Here is a 21,647-nt window from a genome sequence, read left to right on the forward strand (position 1 = left end):
AGCCCCCTGCACCCCCTAAAAATGGGTTTGTAGCTAGTTGTGGCCCTTGCTATTCCCGCCCATAGCCGTTGAATAGCACGTTAAATAGCTGCTGCTTTTGTGCGGCCTTGAATTGGGCGATCCATAGCATCGGCGATGCGTTCGACTTGCTCCATCAATTCAACAAAGCGTTCTGGCAAAAGCGATTGCTCACCATCCGACCAAGCTTCTGCTGGGTTAGGATGGACTTCGATCATCAAGCCATCAGCGCCTGAGGCGATGCCAGCCCGTGACATTGGCAAAATGCTCTGCCAGCGGCCTGTGGCGTGGCTGGGATCAACAATAATTGGCAAGTGGGTCAATTCGCGCAACACTGGAACCACACTCAGATCGAAGGTGCCGCGTGAGTGGTCGTCGAAGGTGCGGATGCCGCGTTCGCACAAAATGACCGCCTGATTGCCCTCGGCCATAATATATTCTGCGGACAGCAGCCAATCTTTGACGGTTGACGAAAGCCCTCGCTTGAGCATAACTGGGCGGCGCGTGCGGCCAACCCGCTTGAGCAAAGCGAAATTTTGCATATTGCGAGCGCCAAGCTGCAAAATATCGGCGTATTCGGCCACCAAATCAACTTGCTCAGTATCCATCACTTCGGTGATGACTGGCATACCGGTCAGTTCGCGGGCTTCGGCCAAGAGTTTCAGCCCATCTTCGCCCATGCCTTGGAAGCTATAGGGCGAGGTGCGTGGCTTGAATGCGCCACCGCGCAAAATGGTTGCGCCAGCAGCTTTGACTGCTTCGGCAGTGCTCAGCAATTGCTCGCGGCCTTCGATCGAACATGGCCCAGCCATAACGACCAACGAAGGGCCACCAATTTGCACGCCATTAATTTCGATAATCGTGTCTGCTTCGCGATACTCGCGGCTGACCAATTTATAGGGCGCGGTGACGCGAATCACATCGCGCACGCCGGGCATCAATTTGAGTCGGGCAGCTTCGGCAATCGCCCCTTGATTGCCTGTAATTCCGATCGCGGTGCGGGTTGGGCCGGGCATGGTGTTAGCCTGCAAACCCATATCCTCAATCACCGTACAAACAGCTTGAATATCCTCAGGTGTAGCGTGTGCATCCATGACGACTAACATACAACCTCGCATTGGGGTAACGCATGGCATACGATAAGAGCTACGATACACTCGTAGCTCTTAGTAGAAATCGTTACTAGTTTAATATTCCGCCTAGTTGGATTCTAACACCCAGATAGGGAAGGGTCAAATTTGGCGCGATGTTAATACATCGTTGCGTTCGATGGCGATTGCGCCTGGCAAATCGGCCAAGGTTTGCAAATTCAGGCCCGTTGGCAATTCTTCGAGTGGTTGCTCAAAGAAAATCACGCGCACAATGGCTTCATCGTTGAGCATCTGCCAAATCATATTTTCGCGGCTAATCGAGCGTACCCGTGGCGTTTCGCCGATGCGAATGCGTTGGGCAAACGAAAGTGCGTCGTCTGGCGTGCGAAATAGCACAACATGACGGGGCTTGCTTGGCGCAGCGGTGTTCTCGTCAAGCTCATCATCAAACTGTGGCTTGGGCCGCGCCAAATAATGGTAGTAGTGGCTTTGCGCCAGTTGTGCTACCGAGCTATGGACTAATTCGTCGAGTTCAGCGCGTGGCATGCCAAAACGATCAGCCACTCGATCGCTATTATGTTCAGTCATCGCAGCCCACCCTGTAAATATATCGTTTAATGGTTGATCAAGCATGTTTTGGATACCTCGCGATTGCATGGTTGCTCTAGTCATAGCATCGTGGTTCGACATAACGAACCAGCCTACGAAAAGCTATGCTATTGTGGTGGAGTGATCGTAATCGATTGATTGAATTGGGAAACGACCAAGGTGCGCTTGATGGTTTCTTTTTCGCTGCTGACCAAACGGCCAACCGCAACGAGTTGACGTAATAATTTGTCGTCTTTGCCAATCCAAAGGTCGAGTTTAATCGTGCCAGCTTCGGCAACGCCACCAGTCAGGGCCGAGACGCTTTGGGCATCAACCTCGCCGCTGATATGATAGGTCGCCACGCCGTCGATCTCTGCCTCTTCGACAAAACTTGGGTTTTTCAGTCCGCGCAGCACGTCGCTAATGCCTTTGGCTGGCGAAAAGGTTTCAAGCCCGCCAGTATCAGCCAATTTTTCATAGGTCGTTGCATTAAATGGGTTTGGCGTAATCCAAGCGTCGGCTCCAATGATGATGCCATTGATATTGACGGCGATGGGCGCGCCAGCCAATTTGGCTTTGATCTTGGCCTGAATTTTATCGGGCCGAATGCTATCGCCATCTGCATCAATGATGATAATATCGCCCAATGGTGCTGCTTCGCCGTCGCTGACCGTCAGTTTAAAGTGAAAGTTATTGACACTTTCAAAGGCGGTTGCGCCTTCGCTTGCCACTTTGGCTGCGTCAACATCGGCGTTGCCACAGGCCACCAACGCCATTGCCAGCACCAATAAGCTTAGTTTTTTCCACCAGCGCATACACCCTCCAAAAAACGTTGCGAATCGGCGTTAGTGTTGATCAAGAAAGATAATCTGTCTAGCCCGTTGTTCGCGGCGCAAGCGGCCTTGGCCTTCGAGATAGACCAAATGGGCCAAGGTTTCGGTGATCGCAAAACGCAGCTGATGCGCCGAAAGCGTGCTGACACCAAAGGCAAATTCGCAGACTTCAAAGGCGGTTTTGCCAGTGCGTGCATAGTCCTGCATCAAATCGAGCCGCTGATCATGATGCTGGACGATTTCGTGGCAGCGTTCACGAAAGGCCACGATTGGCTTGCGATGCCCAGCCAAGGCCAAACGCACATCGAGCGCCGCAAACTGCTCAAGCGAGGCCAAATAATCGGCCAATGGGTCGCGTTTGGCTTCAGGCCAAAGGCTGATATTGGGCGTAATATCAGCCAACACATGGTCAGCCACAATTAATAATTGATCTGCTGCATCATATAAACATAATTGGCCGTCTGCATGGCCAGGTGCGTGCAGCAATTGCCACGAGCGTTGACCAAGCTGCAATGGTTGAGTCATATCCAGCGGCTGCAAGACAGGCTTGGGATCAACATATTGGCTGGCATCCATGGTGTGTTGCCAAATCTGGCGATTGAGATCGTTGGGCATGCCGTGCAGTTCGAAAAAATCGGCCAAGCGATCGGCTGCATCGGGCAAGGGTTGAAACCACGCTCGTTGCACGCTCTGAATTTCGGTTGGCGACATCCAGACGCTGGCTCCGCTGCGTTCAGCCATCCAGCCTGCCATCCCATAATGATCAGGATGATAGTGGGTCACGATAATTTGCTTAATCTGTGACCACTCGATGCCCAAGCGTTCAAAGCTTGCGAGCCAAGTTTGCTCTGCTGGCCCATAGCGCATGCCCGTGTCGATCACGACCCAGCCATGATCGGCGCGCAACAAATAGCAATTAACATATTTGAGTGGCAAGGGAACGGGAATCGGGATGCGATAAAGATCAGCGGTGATCGGTTCAAACATGCGGCTATCTCGATATGATAATCTAGGAGTATTATCCGTTACTTTTGGCTTGGCATATGTTAGCAGAATGTTAGATCGTGCTCACCAAGGCTTGTTTGAGTGCAGCTATTGATTGGGCTGTGCAATAGAGCGTTAGCTTGCTGCCGATTATTATGCCTAAATAAAGAAAGCTCCTGCGGTGTAGCTACACCACAAGAGCTTTTGGTTGCTAGATTTAATTAATCAATTGCCATAATGCTGGCACGGCAGCTGGCTCCCAGCCAGGCAACGAGGTATGGGCTTGGCGGCAAATATAGGTGTGGCCAGCGTAGGTCACACCTGCACCAGTAGCATAGCTGGTGTAGGCTTGCCATGCTGGGGTGCTTGGGTTAGGGGTGGCGGTTGGCACGTTGGTTGGGCGTGGGGTTGCAACTGGCGTGTTGGTTGGCACAGCGGTTATCGTCGGGACGTTGGTGCTGGTTGGGCGGGGCGTGGTGCTAGGTTGGCTAGTTGGACGCGGCGTAGCAGTCGGCATAGTGGTTTGGTTGCTGCCACCAAAGTTCACATCCGAGCAGCTATAAAACGCTTCGGGGCTATCCGAGCGCTGCCAAATTGCATAAATCAGATGCCGCCCAGTTTTGCCGCTCGGCAAGGTCGCATTGATTACATACGAGCCATTGACCAACGCTGGATTCGTGACCGATGCGAATGGACTAGCCTCAAGATCCGACCATTTTAGCGGTTGGTTGGGGTCATAGCCATTGCGTGTGAGGTAAAAATCAAATGTGCCACGATGCGGTGCGGTTGCTTTATACAAAAAGCTGAGCGAACTGCCCGAATTGAGTGGTGTTGCTGGCCAATCGGCGCGGGGTAGATCAAAGCCTGCATATTTTTCGCGGCCTGCGCTACACAACTTGCCATCAGGAATAATGCTACGATGGCGGCCAGCAGCATCGCCAATATTAACCTCGTTCCAATCGTAGAGCGCTTGAGTTCCACCGCGCTCGATTGCCGCGCGACATGCGGCGGTAGCAGGCGTTTCTGGCCCTTCAAGAAAACAAGCGTAGGTGCGGCTCATTGGCGTTTGCAACGAACCATGGGCATGGACGTGATTCAATCCAACCAACCCTACTACCAACGAACAACAACCAACTGCGAAACGAAGGATACGACGTTGTACCATGGGATTTTCCCCCTTATACCTATGTGGAGCCGCATGGCTCCATTTCAATGGGTCTCCCGTTCATCCAACTGCCTAGTATATCTTTATAATTCCAGTGAAATTATAAAGATATTGAACTAAAAGTCAATGATTTTTAAGAAATCAAAAGAATTAGCCGGAAACCGCGAAGGTCGCGAAGAACGCGAAGACGAACACTGGGGGACTAGCATCAATCGCAATAATCCACAACACAAACATTTGGGGGTGCTGGGGGATGAAAACCCCCGGCGTTTCCCTCCGGCGGAGGGACGGACGGGAGGCGAAACGAATGTTAAGCAATCAGCGATTAATAAAAACGAAACCGCGAAGATTTTTAGCCATGAATTGCCCGCATGACACGAAGGTTAAGTTTTTTGGCCACAGATTGGCACAGATTATTTTGATTAACTTCCCACAGCCCACAGTTCTCTGCGCCGCTGCGTTAAAAGCTTATCCACGAAGCGCACAAAGGACACGAAGCCTTGAAACCGCGAAGCTCACCAAGAACACGAAGGTTACGTTTTTGGCCACAGATTGGCACAGATTGTTTTGATTATTTGCTTGTAACACAAAGCCCCTAACCATAATCCCTCGGCATTGCCTGCTACATTTTTTCCTTCCGCATATGTTCTATGCTCTTTGTTCTTTGTTCTTCTTTTGCCTCTAGCATGAATTAACTATTTTAGCGCTAGAAGATTGACAGAATTGTAAAAATCATTTAATCTTTGCTTCAATAAATTTGGGAACGCTCTCAAGTATTAGGCATAATCAATCAGCTAACAATAGAATTTAGCTCTTTGATTTAGTGAGACCGATTCCAGAGGCTGCTCTAATCGCTTACGTTGCACTATTGCAGCAGGTTTATGTGCTGCTGCAATAGCCCAAAAAAGGATCAACCAAATGAAGCTTCATTTCCAACGGCGGAAACGATCGCGCACGCTGATAGCGGCTTGTAGCACAGTTGCCCTGACTGCTAGCGTGGCTTTTGGTAATATTTCCTCGGTGTTTGGCGTTGTTCAGCACGAATCCTCCAATACCACCCCAGCAAATCTGCCCTCTGCTGCCCTAGCGGCTTCCTCGCTGATTCGGGTTAATCAACATGGCTATGTGCCGAATGCACTCAAGCGGGCTAGCCTTGTCAATAGCAGCAACTCGCCAGTGGCTTGGCAATTGCGCAATAGCTCAGGCACGACGGTGCTTTCGGGTAATACTACGGTTTTTGGCTATGATGCTAGCTCGGGCGATACGCTCCACATCATCGATTTTTCGGGCTACACTGGCACTGGCAGCAGCTTTACCTTGGCTGCCGCAGGCAATGTTAGCCATCCATTTGATATTAGCTCAACGGTTTATCGCCAATTAAAATATGATGCGCTGGCCTATTTCTACCATAACCGCAGCGGGATTGCGATTACCATGCCCTATGCTGGGCGCAATGATTTGACGCGGCCTGCCGGCCATATTGGCATCGCTCCCAATCGTGGCGATACCAATGTGCCATGTGCTGGCGGCACTGGCTGTAGTTATTCGCTGAATGTGGTTGGCGGCTGGTACGATGCTGGCGACCATGGCAAGTATGTGGTCAATGGCGGGATTTCCGTCTGGACATTGCTCAATCAATATGAACGCAACCAATATTTTGGTTCGTCGGCAGCAGATTTTGGCGATGGCCGCATGAATATTCCCGAAAATGGCAATGGCGTCGCCGATTTGCTCGATGAAGCACGCTGGGAATTGGATTTTATGCTGCGTATGCAAGTGCCTGCTGATCAGCCCCGTGCTGGCATGGTGCACCACAAAATGCACGATGCCAACTGGACTGGCATTCCACTGCGGCCTGATCAAGATTCGCAAGATCGTGTGTTACGGCCACCAAGCACTGCTGCAACCTTGAATTTGGCAGCGACGGCGGCCCAAGGCTCGCGGATTTGGCGCTCGCTTGATCCAGCCTATTCTGCGCGTTTGTTGAGCGCTGCCGAAACTGCTTGGGCTGCTGCCCGCGCCAACCCCAACGTAATTGCGTTGGATAGTGATGGCACTGGCGGCGGTTCGTATGGCGATCCGCAAGTTGGCGACGAATTTTATTGGGCCGCCAGCGAACTCTACATCACCACTGGCAAAGCCGAGTACAAGAGCTATTTGCAAAGCTCAAGCTACTATCAAGATGTGCCGAGCGACTATAGCAGCCGCGAACCAGCCATGACGTGGGGTACAACCGAAGCGCTAGGCACGATTTCGTTGGCAGTTGTACCCAACAATTTCACCAGCAGCGAATTGGCTGGCGTGCGTAATGCAATCATCAGCGCTGCGACGGTGTTTGCTAATAATACATCGACCCAAGGCTATGGCACGCCGTTGAGCGCGCCAAGCACTGGCTACCCGTGGGGCTCCAACTCGTTTGTCTTGAATAATGGGATTATTCTTGGCTTGGCCCACGATTTCACTGGCAATGCGAGCTATCTGAATGCAATGAGCCAAGGCATGGATTATTTGCTTGGGCGCAACGCCATGGATAAATCGTATGTGACGGGCTATGGCGAAAATCCACTGCAAAACCCGCATCACCGTTTCTGGGCGTTTCAAGCTAATGGCAGCTTTCCACGCCCGCCAGCTGGGGCTGTTTCTGGTGGCCCAAACTCGGCCTTGCAAGACCCATATGCTCAAAGCATTGGCTTGCCTGGCTGTAAAGCCCAAAAATGTTTTGTTGATCATATTGAGTCGTGGTCAACCAACGAAATTACGATCAACTGGAATGCGCCGCTAGCTTGGGTTGCAGCCTATCTTGATGAAAAAGCTGGCGCGCTAACGCCACCAACCGCCACGCCAATTCCGGCAACCGCTACCCCACGGCCAGCGACGGCTACGCCAATTCCGGCAACTGCGACCCCGATTGGCCCAACAGCGACGGCAACGCCAATCGTGCCAACGGCTACGCCACGGCCAGCAACCGCCACGCCTGTGCCGAGCAATACGCCAGTTGTGCCAACCCAAACCAATGGCAGCTGCCAAGTGAGCTACACCGTTTCTAATCAGTGGCCAACTGGTTTTACTGCTGATGTGACGATTAAAAACAATGGCGCGGCAATCAATGGCTGGAATTTAGCTTGGACATTCGCTGGTAATCAGCAAATTAGCAATTTGTGGAATGGCAATTTGAGCCAAGTTGGCCAAGCAGTGAATGTGACCAACGTTAACTGGAACGGCTATTTAGCAACTGGCGGCACGGCGAGCTTTGGTATGCAAGCTAGCTTTAGCGGCACGAATGCCAAACCAAGCAGCTTCAACTTGAATGGCGTTGCCTGTAGCCTTGCGCCATAACTAACCTTCTCTCGCATCATACCCCGCTCTTTGCTTAGCAAGGAGCGGGGATTTTTTAACTACTAAATGATAAACTTGCCATTGACATAACATAATTCGGCATCAGCATAGACTTCTGCTTGGCGCAAATCGCAGACTAAATCCCAGTGCAAGGTTGATTGATTTGTGCCGCCGCATTCAGGATAGGCGTTGCCTAGCGCGAGGTGCATTGTGCCAGCCATCTTTTCATCAAAAATCGTTTGGCCAGTTGGCTGGGTAATGCCTGGGTTGAGGCCGAAGGCAACTTCGCCAATGAAGCGTGCGCCTGGATCAAGCTCCAACATAGCGTGCAGAAAATCTTGGCCTTGTTCAGCGCTGGCTTGGGTAACTTTGCCAGCTTCGATCACCAGTTGAATGCCACTCACCAAATTACCGTGATGCAAGCTCGGGTAGCTAATGCTTAATCGGCCATTGACTGAATCTTCAATTGGCGCGGTAAAAACTTCGCCATCAGGCAAATTGCGCTTGCCAGCACAATTAATCCAGATGCGATTGTCGCAGCGATAGCTCAAATCGACCCCTGGCCCGTGCATGCGAATTGTGCGACATGTGTTGAGAAAATCGCTAATTTTTTGCTGTTGGTGATCGATTGCTTGCCATGCTTTGACCGGATCAGGTTGATCGAGCAGACAGGCTTTAACCACTAAATCCTCAAAATCCCACAGCGACATGCCTGCATCTTGGGCAAAGGCTTGGGTTGGATAGAGCACATCGCACCAGCGCAAGTGGTTTTGCGCCGCTTTGCTGTTGAATAAGGCTTGGACTGAACTGGCAGCTTGGCTTACCAATTGTTGGCGTTGTTGATCAATGTGGTTGAATTGTTTGGTATTGATTTCGCTGTAAATATCGCACCAAGCGCTCATAGTTTCGATTTCGTGGGTTAGCGTGCTGGGGCTAAATTACAGCTGAGCATCGTTGCCCTCTTTAAACAAAATTTCGCTAAATACAGGGTCGATAATTCTGGGAATAATCATGGCTCCTGCGTGGAGAGCCTCGCGATAGAGCGCATATAACAATGGTTTGGCAATCGCCTCGCCTTGAATTCGCAGCAAATCGTTTGGTTGCAGCTCTAAGGAATGCTGCACAATAATTTTAGCCAACTGCTGCCAACGCTGATCAAACACACCCGCCTCCAATTCAACAAAACAAGATTCAACTGAATATAGTGGGTTTGTCAACGTACATTGATTGTAGGGCGTATCTCTATTTATTAAAGACAGAATTGGTGTAAGAAGCACCCGAAAAGTGAGTTATTTAGCCACAAATTACACGAATTCCACGAATAAATCTTTGGCATAAGGCTGGGCTGCACGGTTCATTTCAACAATCCACAGGATACATATTTGGGGGTGCTGGGGGCTGAAAACCCCCGGCGTTTCCCTCCGGCGGAGGGACGGAAGGGTGGCGAATCATGAAGCATCGAAAATTCAATTAAAAAACCATAGAGCCTCTACTCCAGTTTGAAGTGAATTTGACAGCCAAAACAGTCTGTGCTATAATCGCCCGCGTTGTGAACAAACACACAACGTCAACAAATGGGGGTGTAGCTCACTTGGTAGAGCGTCGCAATGGCATTGCGAAGGTAAGGGGTTCGATCCCCCTCACCTCCACCAAACTAACTCAAGGCTAATCCCTTGAGTTTTTTGTTTTAGCGTTGCAAAAACGCCTGCTGCTGCGGGTATAATAGGCCTCTGTCACGCCCACCAGTCCGTTGTTGAATTAAGGATTGTTTGATGCAGATTCGTGAAGCTCGTTTTGATGAACATAGCCAAGCGTTGGAGCTTATTCGCCAAGCCTTTGTTGAATATGCAACGCTGCTTGACCCGCCATCGAGCGTTGGTTGGGAAACAGTTGAGAGCTTTCGCGCGCGCATGGGCGATGGCGGCGTGTTGGTGCTTGAATCCAACCAGCAATTAATTGGCTGTGTGCTCTACGAACGGAGAGGCAACGATACGCTGTATCTGGGGCGTTTATCGGTCTTGCCTGCCTATCGCGGCCAAGGCTTGGCCAAACAGTTGGTGGCGGCGGTTGAAGCAATTGCCCAAGCAGAAGCGCGCCAGATCATTCAAATTGGTGTGCGTTTAGCCTTGCCCAAGCTGATCGCCATGTATCAACAATTAGGCTATACAATTACCGAATATCATAGCCACCAAGGCTACACCGAGCCAACCTATGTCACTATGCAGCATCATTTAGCACCGACCACAGCCTAAAGAGTAGGGTTTTGCATGTATCTCAAACGACTTGAAATTCAGGGATTTAAGACCTTTGCTAATCGCACAGTGATTGAGTTTCCCTTGGGTGTAACCGCGATTGTTGGCCCAAATGGCAGCGGTAAATCCAACGTGACCGATGCAATTCGCTGGGTGCTGGGCGAGCAAAGTTTTTCGGCCTTGCGCTGCCGCCGCACCGAAGATTTGATCTACAGTGGCGGTGGCAAGCGTGCCGCCCAAGGTATGGCCGAAGTAGCTTTGACGATCGACAACACTGATCGCACCTTGCCACTCGATTTCAACGAAGTGACGATTATGCGGCGCTCGTTTCGGTCTGGCGAGAACGAATATTTCTTGAATAAAAATAAAGTTCGTTTGCGCGACATTCAAGAAGCAACCTCGCCCTTGGCTTCAAGTTACACCCTGATTAATCAAGGACTCGTTGATGCAGCCCTGACCTTACGCCCAGAAGAGCGCCGCAGCTTATTTGAAGATGCGGCCTCGATTAGCCTTTCGGTCAGCAAACGCGCCGAGGCCGAACGGCGGCTCAAACAAACCGAAGACAATTTGGGTCGTATCTTGGATACCTTGGCCGAAATCGAGCCACGTTTGAAGGTATTGCGCCGCCAAGCCCGCGAAGCAGAGCAAGTCCACGAAATTGAAACTGCGTTGCAGCAAGCCTTGCTCGTGGCCTATCGCCGCCAGTGGCAAGCAGCCCAAAGCCTGGTAGCCCAAGCAGAAACAACCTTTGCCGCTGCCGAACAAGCTTTGACCCAAGCTCAAATTGAGCATTCGCAAAGCGAACATCAGCTTGGCGCACTTCGCCAGCAGCGCGATGCCCAGCAGCAGGTTGTCGAGCACAAACAACAGCAATTGGCCCAATTTGAACGTGAATGGGAAACCATCGAGCGTGAGTGGGCGGTCTTGAGCGAACGCCAACAAGCGCTGATTACCCGCCGCGATGAAGCCAACGAGCGCCAACAAACCTTTGAGCACGAGCAAACCCAAGCCCACGCTCGCGCCCTTGAATTGGCCGAACAAGCGACTCAAGCGCAGGCTGCATTGCTGGCTCAACGCCAAGCACTGAGTACGATTGAAGCAGGCGAACAAGCCACAATTGCTGCCCGCCGCGATGCAGAGCAGGCGCTGAAACAGGCTGAAGCAGCAGCCTTGCAAGCCAGCAAAGCCTTGAACGAGGCCGAGCAGCGAGCCAAACTCCAGCACGAGCGCTGGCAAGCCTTGGATAACGAATTAGCTGCCAATCAACAAAAACTTGCCGCTAGCCAAGACCGCATCCAGCAAGCCCAGAGCCAACATGAACAAGCCCAAGCGTTGTATCAACAAGCAGAGCTAGCATATAACCAAGCCCAAACCAATGAAGAAGCTGCCCAAAAAAGCTTGCTCGAAGCCCGTAATCTGCGCCGCGAACACGAAGAAGCTGTAGCCTATGCCCGCCGCGAAGCCGATGCTTTACACAGCCGCTTGGATGCTTTGCGCCGCACTGCTGTTGCTGGGGCTGGGATGTTTACTGGGGTGCGCGCAGCGTTGCAGTGGGCCGAAAAACAGCAACGCCAATTTGCTGTGGTTGCCAGCGTTATCGAGGTGCCTGCCGAGCTAGAAACCGCCTTGGAAGTGGCCTTGGGCGCACGCTTGCAAAATATTATCGTGCCCCAATGGGACGATGCCGAAGCAGCGATTGCCGAACTCAAACGGACTGATGCAGGCCGCGCGACCTTCTTGCCCCTAGATAGCCTGCGCTCGCCGCGCCCAAGCCGCATTCCCCAAGCCAAAGGGGTTTTGGGGGTGGCTAGCGAGTTAGTCAACTATGCAGAAAATTATGAGCGTGCAGTCCAGCACCTGCTTGGCCGTACAATTGTGGTTGAAGATTTAGCCACAGCCCGCCGTATTTTAGCCGAATTGGATGGTGGTTGGACGATTGTGACGCTTGGTGGCGAGCAAGTTGGCTCATCTGGGGCCATGACTGGTGGCGCCAAAACCCGCGAAGCTGGCACACTGCGCCGCGAACGTGAATTGCGCGAATTGCCTGCCCAACTTGCAAGCGCCCAACAGCAACTCTCCAACAACGAGCAAACTCTCAAACAAGCGATTGACGCGATTGGCATTGCTGAAAAAGCTGTCCGTGAGGCAGACCAGGTGCGGCGTACCAATCGCAGTGCCATGGAAAAAGCCCGCGATAGCCTCGCCCAACGCCAACGTGGCCTGCAACAAAGTGAGCAAGAGCACCAATGGCAAGCGCAACGCAGCACCAATGTTCAGCAAGAGCAAGCGAGCCTTAGCGAGCAAATCGCTGCTAGCCAAGCAGAAATTGAGCGCCATCTAACAGTTGTTGCCGAGCATGAAAGCGCGGTTGCTGCCGCGCGCAATCAGGCGGAAATAGCTGCTGATGCTAGTCGGGCTAGCGAAGAGCGGGTTGCTGCTGCCCGTGCAGCGATTGTGTCGAGCGATGCCACCTTGCAAGCGACCCAACGCGCGCAACGTGATCAGCAGCAGCTCATCGATGGCTTAGTTCGGCGCAGCCGCGATGATCAACAACGCCAACACGAATTGGCCGAGCAATTGGCCTTGACTGAGGCCCAGAGCGTCGTTTTAGCTGAGCGTCGCCAGCAGGCTAGCGCCCAACGCGAGGCCGCCAACGCCGAACAAGCGCCAGTGCTCGAAGCTCTGAGTCAAATCAATCTTGCCTTGCAGCAAGCAGAGCAGCATGAACGAGCAGCAGCACAAGCCTTTGTTCAAGCCCAAGCTAGCCTCAGCCGTGCTGAAAGTCAGGTTGCTAGCGCCAACACTCGCCGCGACCATGTGTGGGAACGTTGCGCCGAAGAAAATATCGATATTGAGCAGTTGGATGTCAGCCAAACTGCTGCATTCGAGCAAGCTGAACTTTCGGCCCAAGCCCTCAACGAGCACATTGATCAATTGCGCAATAAAGTGCGTCGCATGGGCACGATTAACCCGCTTGCGCCGCAAGAATACACAGAACTTGGCGAACGCCATCAATTTTTAACCGAGCAAGTGCGGGATATTCGCCACGCTGCTGATGGCTTGCGCGAGTTGATTAACGAGCTTGAAACAGCCATGAACAGCCGTTTTGCCCAAACATTTAGCGCGGTAGCCGAGGAATTTAGCCAAGCGTTTACTCGTTTGTTTGGCGGCGGTACGGCCCAGTTGATTTTGAACGACCCAAATAGTAGCGAAAGTGGGATTGATATTATTGCCCAACCGCCAGGCAAGCGCCGCCAACCGTTGTCGTTGCTCTCCGGCGGCGAGCGTTCGTTGACCGCAGTGGCTTTGCTGGTTGCGTTGTTGAAAGTTAACCCCACGCCGTTTTGCGTGATGGACGAAGTTGACGCGGCCTTGGATGAAGCTAATGTTGTGCGACTTCGTGAACAATTACTTGAGATGAGCCAACATACCCAATTTGTGTTGGTAACGCATAATCGTGGTACTGTAGAAGCGGCTTCAACACTTTATGGCGTTACAATGAATCCCGATGGAGCCTCGAAAGTTTTATCGATTCGCTTGGATCAGTTGGTCGATGATGGTGGGGCAGTGCGTATTGTTGAGACTGTTGGTTAAGAAACTACCACACTATCCGGCCAAAGATTGTGATACACTCTATGCTGAAACGCCTATGTTTGGTGGTTTGTTGGGTACTGCTGGCGAGTTTGTGGTGGACAAATCTAGCGGCAGCCCATGGCGGCAATTACATTATCAGTGAAACCCGCGATCAATATTTTGTGGTTGTTTCGTTGGCTCCTGGGCCGATGAGCGTTGGCCGTGGCGATGCAAGCATTGCTGTGCGTAACAGCAACGATTTTGCGGCTTTGCCAGTCGACGCAATCAGTGTGGTCTTAATTGATCCTGATGGCGAGGAATTTGGCTACACGCCAGCGCCCGAAAGCGGCCCAGCAGATGCAATTTATGGCTCGCACGACCTTGATTTTTCGCGCAGCGGCGAGTGGCAATTTTTGCTGCGCTTGACTGAGGCAGGCCAAACCCAAGAATTTCGCACAACGGTTAGTGTTGCTGGTGGCATCATGCGCTGGCTCAACGTCATTCTTTACATGGTACCAATCATTGTGCTTGCAATCTTAATTACCTTGGCTGCGTTACGCAATCGGATGTTGCGCAAGGCAGCGCTGGAGTCGGATTCCCATGCAACCTAAATTTAAGCGCTGGCGACTGATTGGCTTGTTGTTGAGTATTGCAATCCCAGGTTTGATTGCTTGTGGCGAGGTGGCCCAACAAGCAACGCTAACCACAGGCGAGCCAGCTGTACCCTATATCGAGCCAGCTTTTGGCGAGAAATTAGCCAGCGGCCAAGCCTTATTTGGCCAATATTGCGCCAATTGTCATGGCCAAAGTGGCGAGGGCATGGGGCCGTTTCCTGCGCTCAACGATGGCATGCATGCCTATTCACACCCCGATTGGGAATTAATTTCATTGATTCGCGATGGCAAAAATTCAATGCCCGCTTTTGGCTCGCAACTGAGCGAAGACGAAATTATTACAATTATCGCCCGCGTCAAAGCATGGTGGGGGCCGGGCAAGCTTTCCGAGCAACGCCAATTGTGTTTGATCTCACCGGGACCTACTCCAACCTTGATGCGCTAAATTCATGAAACACCACTGGCACAGATTAACCACTAAACAGGCGTGGTTGCCGATTGTCGGCAGCTTGGTTGGCTTGATCCTAACTCATGGGATTGCGCTGGCCTGTATTGTGTATTGTGCAGTAATTCAATCGGATACCGCATTAATCGCCCACCATGGCCATCATCACCATCAACAGCCAATTCAATTGATTGTTGATGATTTTCAGCATCTTCAACCAGCGCCTTTCAGTTCGGGAGTGCTTGAGCAGGGCCATGAAGTGCCGCTTGCTTTAGCCACAATGCTGCTTGTGCTCGTTTCAATGCGAATTGCGCGTTGGGTGTACCACGCTTTGGGCATGCTTGGCCGCTCGTGGATTGAACGCCCGCTTGCCCCGCCACCACGCTACCTTGGTTGCAATGCTTAATACAGGTTCGTTTGATCGGTTTAGCATTCTTTGGCAGATCACTCTGATCTGCTGCAACCAAGGATTTACCTCATGAAACGTTTAATTGCTTTGTTGGCGTTGGTGATTATTTTTGCTCAGCCTGGGGTTAGCTCGGCCCACTCCAAATTGGTCAGTTCTACTCCTGCAGATGGCTCAAAATTGGCAAGCGCGCCAAGCGAAGTCGTTTTGACCTTCAATGACGAGTTGGAATCGGAAGGCTTGAAATTAAGCGTGACCGATGCAAGCGGCGCAGTCGTTGACACTGGCGATGGTCGGGTGGATTTGGCTGATACCGAACGCAAGACCATGCGCGTTTCGCTGAAATCGGGCTTGGGCACTGGCAGCTATACAGTTGCTTGGAGCGTAGTTGGCGATGATGGCCACGAAGTAACTGGCTCAATTGGCTTTGCAGTGGGCGATGCTGCTCTGCCTGTAACTCCTGCCGAACCAGATCATCACACCCCTGGCTTGCCAGCAACTGGCAGCAATGGCTTCAACGTCGGCATGCTGTTGGCCGCAATCATCATTTTCATGGCTGCTGGCGTGGCTTTGCGCCGCCGCTCAGTCCGTGCCTAAACGAGTATTCTCGCTGATCCTGCGTGCTAGGTTTAGGCCTAGCACGCTTTTTTACTATTGGGGATTGGATGGTTGGGGATTGGATGGTTGGGGATTGGGTGGTGCGATTGAACAGATCGCGACCCCTAGCCCCTGACCCCCGACCCCTCGTTGGGATTGGCTGTTGGCTATGGGCTATTAAATTGGGTAGTAGGATTAACAGGATACTGACCCCTGACCTCCGATCCCCAATCCCCGACACCCACTATTAAGGAACGATAGATATGAAGCGGATTTTAGTTTTAGCTGTGTTGTTGCTCGGTTTATGGCCAAGCGTGGCGGCGGCCCATGCGTTGGTTATCGAGAGCAGCATTGTTGATGGCGCGGCGCTCGATGTTGCGCCACCTGAGGTTGTGCTGCGATTTAGCGAGCCGCTTGATCAAAGTTATAGCTCGTTGACGCTCTACAATGAGCAATCGCAGCCAATTGGGCTTGAGCAAACCACCTTTCCTGCCGCCGATAGTATGCAAGTGGCCTTGCCTGCCGAGCTGCGTCCAGGCGAATATACCTTAATTTACAAGGTGCTTTCGACTGCCGATGGCCATCGTTCTGCTGGCTCATTGCTGTTTAGCATTGGCACAGGAATCGTGCCAACCGCGCCTTCGGTCGAAGTCAGTGCAACTGCTGATGCTAGCCTCAGTTGGGGCGTGGTCAGTGGCCGTTCGATCGCCTTAACTGGCGGTTTGGGGGCAATCGGCGGCTTGGCGTGGTTGTTGATTTTGCTCTTGCCAGCGATTCAGCACAATCCTGAATCACGCTTGCCAATGCTGCTGCGGCCAACAATTTGGCTTACTCAATTAAGCTTGGTCTTGTTGCTGATTGGCTCGATTTGGGAATTTGTGGTGCGGGCCAGCGATTTTGGCGATGGCAGCTTGGCCTCAATTCAATATGCAGATGTGCTGTCGTCGATGGCAATTAGCCGTTGGGGCATTTTGGCGTTGATGCGCTTGGTTGCGATTACGCTCTTGATTCCATTGACCTTCTTGGCTGCCTATCGCAAGCCAATGGGCTATCTGGCCTTGGGCTTGGCCTGTTTAAGTTTGTTGACGTTTAGCATGAGCGGCCATGCTGCGGCTAATATCGACGACCCAATTACGCCGGTTGCCTCTGATTGGCTGCATATGTTGACGGCGGCGGTTTGGTTTGGCGGCTTGATTGGCATGGCCTTGAGTGCGTGGGTCTTGCGCAACACTGAAGCCGCAGCCCGCAACAGCGCTTTGGCGTGGCTGATTGCCCGCTTTAGCCCATTGGCGTTGTTTAGCATTGCCTTGGTGGTGCTGACAGGCACGATGCGCACCTTCGATCAGCTGCCAACCTTGGCTGGTTTGTGGGAATCGCGCTACGGCCAAACATTGTTGGTTAAGTTGGCAGTGATGGTCGCCACGCTGGTGCTCGGTTTTTGGCATTGGCGCAAGCTTAATCCGCGCTTGCAAGCTGCCAAAGATCAAGCAACCGTGGTTAACATTGGCCTGACCTTGGGCTTGGAAAGTGCATTGGCAATTTGCGTGATTTTGGTTGCTAGCGCCCTGACCCAAACGCCGCATCCGGTTAAGGCCGCTCCCAGTGCAGGAGGAACTGCCCAACCAACCTTGCCTACGCCAACCCTGCGCGTGCCCCAGCCCTTGAATTTGTCGGCCCAGCAAGAAGGCTTGACCATGACCCTCTCTATTGACGATAACCGTCCAGGTGAGCGTCGATTTAGGGCTAGCGTCAGCGATGCGAATGGCGTAATTCAGCCAGATCGAGTACGCTTACGTTTTGAATCGCTTGATCTCGAAGCTGGCCAACAAGTGGCAATTCTCGAAGCCGATGCTAATGGACTCTACAGTGCAACTTCGGGAGCGCTAAGCTTGGTTGGGCGCTGGAAGATCGAAATGCAAGTGCGGCGGGTTAATCTGCCCGATGTCACTGCTGAATGGACTGTGGAGATAACGCGCTAATGCTACGTTTTGCTGTGCCTTCCAAAGGTGCTCTTGCTGATGATACGTTTCGCTTTTTCGAAAGCTGTGGCCTTAAAATCTCACGGCCAAATCCGCGCCGCTACACCGCTTCGATTAAAGCCTTGCCCGAGGTTGAGGTTTTGTTGAATCGCGTGCCCGATATTGTCGAGAAGGTCGCCGAAGGCTCGATCGATTTGGGCGTAAGCGGCTACGATCTGGTCGAGGAACTTGGCGGCGAAAGCGATGATCTAGTGGTGGTCTATAAAGATTTGGGCTTTGGCTATTGCGATTTGGTGCTGGCAGTGCCTGATCACTGGATTGACGTAACGTCATGGCGCGATGTGGCCGATTTGGCAGCAGAGTATGCACGCTCTGGCCGCCAACTGCGGATTGCAACCAAGTTTCCCAATTTGGTGCGCCAATGGTGCCACCAACAAGGGATTAACGTGTTTGCTTTGATCGACTCGCAAGGAGCGACCGAAGCCGCGCCCTCGTTGGGCTATGCAGATATCATTGCCGATTTGACAGCCACTGGGACAACCCTCCGCGATAATCATCTCAAGATGATTCAAGGAGGCACGATTCTGCAAGCGCAAGCTGCATTAATTGCCAATCGGCGCTCACTGCGCGAAAGTTCGCAAAAACAACGGGTTGTCCAATCGATTTTAGAGCTGATCGAGGCCCGCCATCGCGCCAAAACCTATGTTTCGCTGATTGCCAATGTGCCAGGCGCTGATGTCGCCGATGTTGGCGCGCGGGTGGTCGCGCATCCAGCCTTGGCTGGCTTGCAAGGCCCAACGGTTTCGCCAGTGTGGAGCCGCGATGGTGGCGAAGGTTGGTACGCAGTATCGTTGGTCGTCGATAGCGCCAACATTCTACCAGCAATCGATCACCTGCGCTCGATTGGCTCAAGTGGGATTACGGTTTTGCCGGTGCACTATGTTTTTGCTGAACGCTCGCAAAGTTTTGCCGCATTGAGCGAATTAATGCACAAAAGCTAGCAGAATGTGGCTCCTTGCTGGAGGCACTGATGTTAACTGCAACTGAACAATTGGTAACTGCAATTAAATTGCGCGAGTTGGGCTTGCAACGTGAGCAAGCCCTTGCAACCTATGCTGAAATTAGCCAACAATTAGCTACACTTGAACAACCCCATGCCCGCATCAATCTGCTCCAGGAGCAGTTGCAACAATTAACCTTTGCCAAACAGCCGCTGCACCCGAGCATTAGCAACATGCGTTTATTAAGCGATCCGGCTACGCCTGCGAGCCAAGAATTAACCGCTTGGTGGTCGGCTGAGCTTGAGCGTGAATTGGCCAGTGGTCAGCTGCGCGCTGAATTGGTCTCGATATTTGGCGCAGTATTCCAAGAGTGGCTTGATAATGCTGAAACTGATGCGCCACATGCTGAGCAGGCCCAGCGCTTGGTCGAACGAATTAATCAGCCTGGGATGGCAACCAAGCACGGGCCAGTGCTGGATCTGATTTTTCACGATCAGCTTGATCCTGAAAGCCGCGCCGAATTAACTACATTGCTGCATGCTGAGCCAGCGTTGCTTGATGATGATCTGCGCGCTGCGATGCTGCGGCGGATTGCCAACGATAGCTTTTATAGCGCCGCCACCCGCGCCGAGGCGCGCCAAATCTTGGGCGATCCGATTATGCTCAAAGAATTGGGCGATGCCTTGTTGTTGCTGCGTGAGCATTTGGCTAACTGGCGCTGGCCCAAGGCTGGCGTTGCCGCAGTGGCCCAATATGCACGAACCAAATGGCGCTTGTTTTTGCAAGAAGATCTACTGACTGCGTGTTTGCACTACCTCGTTGCTGAGCAGTGGCAAGCCTATTTTGCCAAATTCTGCCAGCTCAACAACACGTTGCGCTTGAAAAAACTCAAGCGCATTGCCCAAGATCGCGGCTATGATCGCGATTTGAATAAGCTAATTGCTGAAAGCTACACGCTTGCCAAAAGTGTGAATTTGTGGCATCGCCTGCGTCGTCCGCTGGCCCACGATGCTGCTGAACAGCTCGAATTGTATGGCAATTCCAGTTCAATTTTTGCCAGTCGGGCCAGCGAAATTCAGCGTTTGCAACAATGGAGCCAATTGGCCGAATACGATGCGCAGTATGCGCATAATCTCGAAATTGCCCTGCGTTTGATCAACGCCGAAATTCAGCTTGGCCTGCATGCCACTCCCGATCAACCAATCTATGTGCTCAAAACCGATTTTCGCGATTATTATCCTTCGCTCAATCAGCAATTTGTGCTCGATATATTGCAGCGCATGGGGCTGAGCGAGCAGCAACTTGGCTTTTTTGCTGAGTATATGGCTGTGCCGTTGCACGTCAATCAGCAAGCGACTCAACAACAGATTGGCCTGCCCAATCATCGACCAATTTCAGACATCTTGGGCGAATTGGTGTTGCGGTTGCTGGAGCAATATCTTGAACTGCATGCTCATGTGCAAATCGTGCGCTTCGTTGATGACCTGACGATTATTGCCACTGATTCCGAGGAACTTGTGCTAGCTTGGCGGGCCTTGCAAACCTGGTGTGCCAGCTGTGGCTTGGCTTTGAATCAACAAAAAACTGGCGCAATCGCGATTAATGGTCAATTGCCAAGTGAATTGCCGCAACAAGCGCCGCATTGGCTCTTTTTGACCCTTGATAACGCTGGCTCGTGGCAACTTGATCAACGCTTGATTCGCGAATATATTAACCAAACCACTCAAGCGATCACAAATACACCTGCAATTCTTAATAAAATTGAGGTGTATAATGGGGCTTGCAGCTACCTATGCCAAGCAATTGGCCTACGGGTCAACCTTGGCGCCAGGCATAGGGAGCAGGTGCGCACGACCTTATGGCGTTATGGTCAACAAGTTATCCAACAAGGCAGCATGGTGGCCTATGTTGGTGATTTGATTCGTCAGCGTTTGCAGAGTCGTGTGCAATTGCCAGAGGCTTGGTTTCATTGGCCAATGACGGCTGGTGGTTTGGGCATTCAACAACCGTTGATCATCGCTCATAGCTACCAAGAAGCGTGGCAAACACTATCAGCACCAACCGCGCCAGCAGAACGCTCAGCTTGGTGGCAACAAAACGATAATCCATGGGCTAGTTTTTATCGGCATTGGTTGCAAACAATTGAGCCAAGCGAACCAGAAGCCAACAGCGTACTTACGTCATTAACTGACGATTTTATTGCTCGTGGCGGCGAAGTGCGCGCAAGCGAACAAGCTGGTTTATCTGCCTACTGGCGTTGGATCTTGGCATTGTATGGGCCGCAAATTCTTGAACGTTGTGGAAGTTTTCGGTTTCTGTTCACAGAACTTGTGCCACTCCAATTAATTGCTCGTAAATCCGCCAATAGATTGCATGGTACGCTCGAATAAAATTCCACGTGGGCAAATCTCCATTCACTACCCGATTGCCATTTAATGGTTGCCTTTATTAATATTAATCAAGCATTAGCAAGGTGATTAATAACTCCTACAGGGGATAGTTAATCACCTCGGAATAGCAGGCTTAATCACCTTTTTCTACTCCCTTGCCTGTGATTAACAACGCTAGCTAGCTATGTTAGTATTTGTAAACGTTTACACATATTAAAAAGCCCTAACTATACTGTGAGCAAGTCAAGCCTATTCAACCATTGCTGAATAGGCTGTGACAGCGAAGCTTCAAGTAGTTTGGCGCTGTCCATTCTAGCCATTCCCCACTGCGCGGCAATGTGAGCCGCTTAACCAATGGTGGTGGAACTCGTATAA

At 51.8% G+C, this 21,647-nt stretch carries 18 protein-coding genes and 1 tRNA gene; 12 read left to right on the plus strand and 7 right to left on the minus strand.

Annotation, left to right across the window (positions count from 1 at the left end):
- Positions 1 to 80: 80 nt before the first annotated feature.
- The 5 genes from aroF to SE18_RS28255 all read right to left on the minus strand — a co-directional run bounded on the left by aroF (position 81) and on the right by SE18_RS28255 (position 4,679).
- Positions 81 to 1,124: a 3-deoxy-7-phosphoheptulonate synthase gene (gene aroF, locus SE18_RS15475; protein ID WP_054535377.1), complete on the minus strand. Its 1,044-nt coding sequence runs from the start codon at positions 1,122 to 1,124 to the stop codon at positions 81 to 83.
- 126 nt (positions 1,125 to 1,250) lie between these two features.
- On the minus strand, positions 1,251 to 1,697 hold the full coding sequence (locus tag SE18_RS15480) for a hypothetical protein (RefSeq protein ID WP_152976668.1): 447 nt from the start codon (positions 1,695 to 1,697) through the stop codon (positions 1,251 to 1,253).
- 128 nt (positions 1,698 to 1,825) lie between these two features.
- Complete coding sequence (locus tag SE18_RS15485) at positions 1,826 to 2,512, minus strand: LppX_LprAFG lipoprotein (RefSeq protein WP_054535379.1); 687 nt, start codon at positions 2,510 to 2,512, stop codon at positions 1,826 to 1,828.
- 30 nt (positions 2,513 to 2,542) lie between these two features.
- Positions 2,543 to 3,517 (minus strand): MBL fold metallo-hydrolase, encoded by a 975-nt coding sequence (locus SE18_RS15490; protein WP_054535380.1) that lies wholly within the window; start codon positions 3,515 to 3,517, stop codon positions 2,543 to 2,545.
- Between the two features lie 214 nt (positions 3,518 to 3,731).
- Positions 3,732 to 4,679: a lytic polysaccharide monooxygenase gene (locus tag SE18_RS28255; RefSeq protein WP_054535381.1), complete on the minus strand. Its 948-nt coding sequence runs from the start codon at positions 4,677 to 4,679 to the stop codon at positions 3,732 to 3,734.
- A gap of 126 nt (positions 4,680 to 4,805) precedes the next feature.
- On the opposite strand from SE18_RS28255, the gene SE18_RS15500 reads away from it, so the two are divergent.
- The gene (locus tag SE18_RS15500) at positions 4,806 to 5,054 is read left to right on the plus strand and encodes a hypothetical protein (RefSeq protein ID WP_054535382.1); all 249 of its coding nucleotides are present in this window, start codon (positions 4,806 to 4,808) and stop codon (positions 5,052 to 5,054) included.
- Between the two features lie 543 nt (positions 5,055 to 5,597).
- Positions 5,598 to 8,015: a glycoside hydrolase family 9 protein gene (locus SE18_RS15505; RefSeq protein WP_054535383.1), complete on the plus strand. Its 2,418-nt coding sequence runs from the start codon at positions 5,598 to 5,600 to the stop codon at positions 8,013 to 8,015.
- A 62-nt stretch (positions 8,016 to 8,077) separates the two neighbouring features.
- On the opposite strand, the gene SE18_RS15510 is transcribed toward SE18_RS15505, so the two are convergent.
- Entirely contained in the window at positions 8,078 to 8,926 is an 849-nt protein-coding gene (locus SE18_RS15510; protein ID WP_407928482.1) for an aminopeptidase, read from the minus strand.
- Between the two features lie 27 nt (positions 8,927 to 8,953).
- Positions 8,954 to 9,178, minus strand: a complete 225-nt coding sequence (locus SE18_RS28355; RefSeq protein ID WP_054535385.1) for an aminopeptidase — start codon at positions 9,176 to 9,178, stop codon at positions 8,954 to 8,956.
- Positions 9,179 to 9,591: 413 nt separating this feature from the next.
- On the opposite strand from SE18_RS28355, the gene SE18_RS15520 reads away from it, so the two are divergent.
- From SE18_RS15520 to SE18_RS15565, 10 genes are all read left to right on the plus strand, one after another.
- Positions 9,592 to 9,667, plus strand: a tRNA-Ala gene (locus SE18_RS15520).
- 120 nt (positions 9,668 to 9,787) lie between these two features.
- Positions 9,788 to 10,267, plus strand: a complete 480-nt coding sequence (locus SE18_RS15525) for a GNAT family N-acetyltransferase (RefSeq protein ID WP_054535386.1) — start codon at positions 9,788 to 9,790, stop codon at positions 10,265 to 10,267.
- A gap of 15 nt (positions 10,268 to 10,282) precedes the next feature.
- Positions 10,283 to 13,861: a chromosome segregation protein SMC gene (gene smc / locus SE18_RS15530; protein ID WP_054535387.1), complete on the plus strand. Its 3,579-nt coding sequence runs from the start codon at positions 10,283 to 10,285 to the stop codon at positions 13,859 to 13,861.
- A 41-nt stretch (positions 13,862 to 13,902) separates the two neighbouring features.
- A complete protein-coding gene (locus SE18_RS15535; RefSeq protein WP_054535388.1) occupies positions 13,903 to 14,451 on the plus strand; it encodes a hypothetical protein in 549 nt (182 codons plus the stop codon).
- Positions 14,441 to 14,899: a c-type cytochrome gene (locus SE18_RS15540; RefSeq protein ID WP_054535389.1), complete on the plus strand. Its 459-nt coding sequence runs from the start codon at positions 14,441 to 14,443 to the stop codon at positions 14,897 to 14,899. The genes SE18_RS15535 and SE18_RS15540 overlap by 11 nt, the downstream gene beginning before the upstream one ends.
- A 4-nt stretch (positions 14,900 to 14,903) precedes the next feature.
- Positions 14,904 to 15,305, plus strand: a complete 402-nt coding sequence (locus SE18_RS15545; protein WP_054535390.1) for a hypothetical protein — start codon at positions 14,904 to 14,906, stop codon at positions 15,303 to 15,305.
- A 72-nt stretch (positions 15,306 to 15,377) separates the two neighbouring features.
- On the plus strand, positions 15,378 to 15,902 hold the full coding sequence (locus SE18_RS15550) for a copper resistance protein CopC (RefSeq protein WP_054535391.1): 525 nt from the start codon (positions 15,378 to 15,380) through the stop codon (positions 15,900 to 15,902).
- Positions 15,903 to 16,165: 263 nt separating this feature from the next.
- Positions 16,166 to 17,881 carry a copper resistance CopC/CopD family protein gene (locus tag SE18_RS15555; protein WP_054535392.1) on the plus strand — a complete coding sequence of 572 codons (1,716 nt, stop codon included), beginning with the start codon at positions 16,166 to 16,168 and terminating at the stop codon, positions 17,879 to 17,881.
- Complete coding sequence (gene hisG, locus SE18_RS15560) at positions 17,881 to 18,882, plus strand: ATP phosphoribosyltransferase (protein WP_083469936.1); 1,002 nt, start codon at positions 17,881 to 17,883, stop codon at positions 18,880 to 18,882. Before SE18_RS15555 ends, hisG begins: the two co-directional genes overlap by 1 nt.
- Positions 18,883 to 18,911: 29 nt before the next feature.
- Positions 18,912 to 21,272, plus strand: coding sequence for a reverse transcriptase domain-containing protein (locus SE18_RS15565; protein WP_054535394.1), 2,361 nt, complete (start codon positions 18,912 to 18,914; stop codon positions 21,270 to 21,272).
- The last annotated feature ends 375 nt before the right edge of the window (positions 21,273 to 21,647 follow it).

Origin of the sequence: Herpetosiphon geysericola (assembly GCF_001306135.1) — a bacterium.
Taxonomy (GTDB): domain Bacteria; phylum Chloroflexota; class Chloroflexia; order Chloroflexales; family Herpetosiphonaceae; genus Herpetosiphon; species Herpetosiphon geysericola.